Genomic DNA, 3,163 nt, shown 5'->3' on the forward strand with positions numbered 1-3,163 from the left:
TGTATCGTGTCGTTGACCATGCCGTAAATCTCGATGGTTAGGTCATACCGTCCCGCGTGTTCAAATGTCATGTCAGGTCCGTAAATACCGGCTGTCTGTACTTCGGTTTCCCTTCTCGAGATCTCAGTGCCGTTATCCGAGCGGAACGTAAAGTATACCTCAGAGTTGGCGATAGGGCTGAAATCGGAAAGCCGGGTCAGATGTACCGCAAAAGTGGCTTCCCGGCCGACGATGATTTCCGGATATTCCATGAAGAGTTCGGTTTCATCCGTCCATTGGGTCACGGCCCCGCTGCCCTCAGGTTGCACCGAACTCCCTTGAGAAGCGTTTTCCTGATCGTGTTCGTGCTGATCCTCCTCCTGTTCGTGCGTTTGTTCCTGTGGGGTTTGCCCGGCCGGCTGCTCGTGGGTATGGTCTGCTCCTTCGCCGTGGCTGTGATCTTCATCACCGGAATTGCACCCGGCGATCAAAAGCCCGGTTGCTGCGAATAAGAGTATGATTAAACGTTTCATTGATCTTTGGATTTTTGGGTTAAATAATGCTGCGCGATCCGCCATTAATTGTGGAGCTCATGGTCGCTGTCTTCACCATGGTTATGCCCGCCACTCCCCATTTCAGAATGGGCCCTCCAGCTGTCGAAGGTTTCCCCGGCTGTATCCAGTTCAATGGACTGGCTTTCTCCGGCAGCAAGATCGAACGGGATGGTGGGGCCAAGCTCCGTTCCGTTTGACAATTCAACTCCAACCGATACCGGTGGCAGCGCATCCTGGGTGGTGTTTTCTACCGTGCCGGTGAAAGAGCTGTTTTCACTGCTATAAGACAAGGTCAGGCGGATACCCTTTCGGACTTCATCGTAGGTTTCTCCCGGTCCCAACATTACACCGGATTCTTCACCTTCATGAGAGTGCGTATTTTCCCCGGAGTGGGAATGTCCATCTTCACCCTCAGAGTGATCATGGCCCTCCTCGGCTGCCTGCTGGTGATCTGTATTCATATCATCATCGGCATGCTGTTCGGTTTCGTGGCTATGGTCGGCCCCCTCGCCGTGGCTGTGTCCGGAATCATCCGAACCACATCCCGTTATGGTTAATCCAGCTGCGATCGATAGGATAAGAAGTATGCGTTTCATCATAATATTAGTTGTTTTGAGCGTTAGAAATTCGTCCTGCAGTTTTGGCGTCCAGTTCAAAAAGTGCTTGATTGTATTCCGCTATGGTCTCGTAGATCATCGTCTGTCCATCTACATATGCCTTGGTGGCATCGAGCAGCTCAACAAGCGAGTACCGACCCTCCCGGTAAGCAGCACGGGCCGCTTCCAGCATAGACAGTTGAACCGTGTTTTCTTGCATAGAGTGCCATCGGTCCATAACAAGCTGAACACGACTGTAGGCCGTTTCCACTTGGTTGCGCACTTCTTGTCGTTTAAGTATCAGCTCAGTTTGCCGGGACTGGCTTTGGGCTTTTGTCATGATCACATTTCCGCGATTCTGACTAAAAATTGGTACCTTGACAGAGCCACCGATGACAAATCCTTCTGCTCCATCTGATTGTTCTTTATATCCAACATTTACATTCAGATGGGGCAGGCGATCCCGCTTTTCTACTTTATACCGTAGCTTCGAAGCATCCGACAGTTCTTTCAAGGCTTTCAAGTCCGCTCGATTTTCCAAGGCATACTGAACAACAGCTTCCTCTTGAAGTCCAACAGGAGTTACAGTTAAGCTATCTGATGGTTGATTTTCAGTTTCCGGGTCTTCCCCTGCAAAAAGATAGCTGGCGAGCCGGTTCCCGGTTTGTTGCAGATCCAGTTTAACCTCGTCGCGATGTTTTCTGTATCGGCTGAGCTCCACATTAAATCGCTGCACCTGCAATCCAGAAAAGGTACCCTCCTCTTGTCGTGCTTTTGCTGATTCGCGCGCCTTCTGAATAATTTCCAGTGCACCGTTGTAGACGTCCAGTTTCTCCGACAGCTGCCAATATTCTGCATATAGCGATTTCACTTGCGTCACCAATTGCAACCGGTCATTTTCAAATTGAAGTTCGGCGGCTTTTTTGGATTTGGAAGCGCTTTGGCTACGCAGGAAAGGCTGTCCCAATAGTTCAATAGGCTGGGACAGCATATAAGTCGTTTCCTGATAATCAACAGGTCCGGCATTGAGCTGTTCCCGGTTAATACTGATCTCTGGATTGGGATACGATTTGTAGTGCACCGTTTCTCCCTGCTTGCGCAACCGGTCATACCTTGCCAACTCTTGCTGGAGACTGTTCTGCTTAAAAAGCTCTACGGCTTCTTCGAGTGAAATAGAAGTTGGTTGCGAATAGACTATCACAGGAAAGATTACCAGCAATAGCGTCCACCGGATATACCTGTTCATGGTGGTTAAATTATAATTTGAGTGTACAGTTAGGAAGGGAAGTCCCTGATAGGGATAAGTCAGGCTATAGGAGGGCCACGGCGGGAAAAAGAAGAGAGGTGATATTGGTGGGCTACCGGCCTCGGCGGCGGTAAGCCAAAAAATGTTGAAGACTGCTCAAACCTTGGATTGACGGAATTGTGTTCAGTATCAACCCCATGAACTACATACGGCTGTGTGTCCGGCCTCAACTGATATGGGGATGTCAGAGTTCCAATAATATCAGAGGACGTGCTGACCTCATGTTGGTGATTATCTTCCTCTCCATTATCATCATCCTGTATCGGCCCATCATGACTTTTATGTGCGTGAATATGAGCATGGATACCAAAATAATCCTCAACATGCAGGGAAATCGAATGGATATGAAGCCCCTGTCCAAAAAAAATACAGAAAAGGCTTCCCAACAATATTAGATGGGCCAAAAACCTGTTGACATTATGTGTACTATAGGTAAACACGCTTAAGGATAGTTAGAAGGGTTGTTAATATCAAAATTAAAAATAATTCCATTCTGTCCGTATGCCAAGTCGGTTATCGAAAGAGACGATGAGCTGCTGTGGACATTGCCGGGATGCCGGCAACTCATATAAAGCACAAAAAGCAGAACGCGATTTGCGGGGTTACCGTAAAACGGTCCCAATAAATCCACCAACCTGCCTTTAGAGGCCATTCGTTCATCGGGAATCGCTATTGACAGCAGCTCCCTCCTGGATGCCGGAAGCGGTACAGGGCAAACTATCACTCAC

Annotated in this window: 2 protein-coding genes and 1 pseudogene; all 3 read right to left on the reverse strand. The window is 48.7% G+C overall.

Annotated elements, in window-relative coordinates; genetic code table 11:
* A pseudogene (locus ACESLU_RS13430) lies at nucleotides 1–512 on the reverse strand (hypothetical protein); the annotation flags it as partial.
* A 44-nt stretch (nucleotides 513–556) separates the two neighbouring features.
* Nucleotides 557–1,132 carry a hypothetical protein gene (locus tag ACESLU_RS13435; RefSeq protein WP_372639141.1) on the reverse strand — a complete coding sequence of 192 codons (576 nt, stop codon included), beginning with the start codon at nucleotides 1,130–1,132 and terminating at the stop codon, nucleotides 557–559.
* A gap of 4 nt (nucleotides 1,133–1,136) precedes the next feature.
* Entirely contained in the window at nucleotides 1,137–2,375 is a 1,239-nt protein-coding gene (locus ACESLU_RS13440) for a TolC family protein (protein WP_372639142.1), read from the reverse strand.
* Between the last annotated feature and the right edge of the window lie 788 nt (nucleotides 2,376–3,163).

This window comes from Fodinibius sp. (assembly GCF_041642155.1).
GTDB lineage: Bacteria > Bacteroidota > Rhodothermia > Balneolales > Balneolaceae > Fodinibius.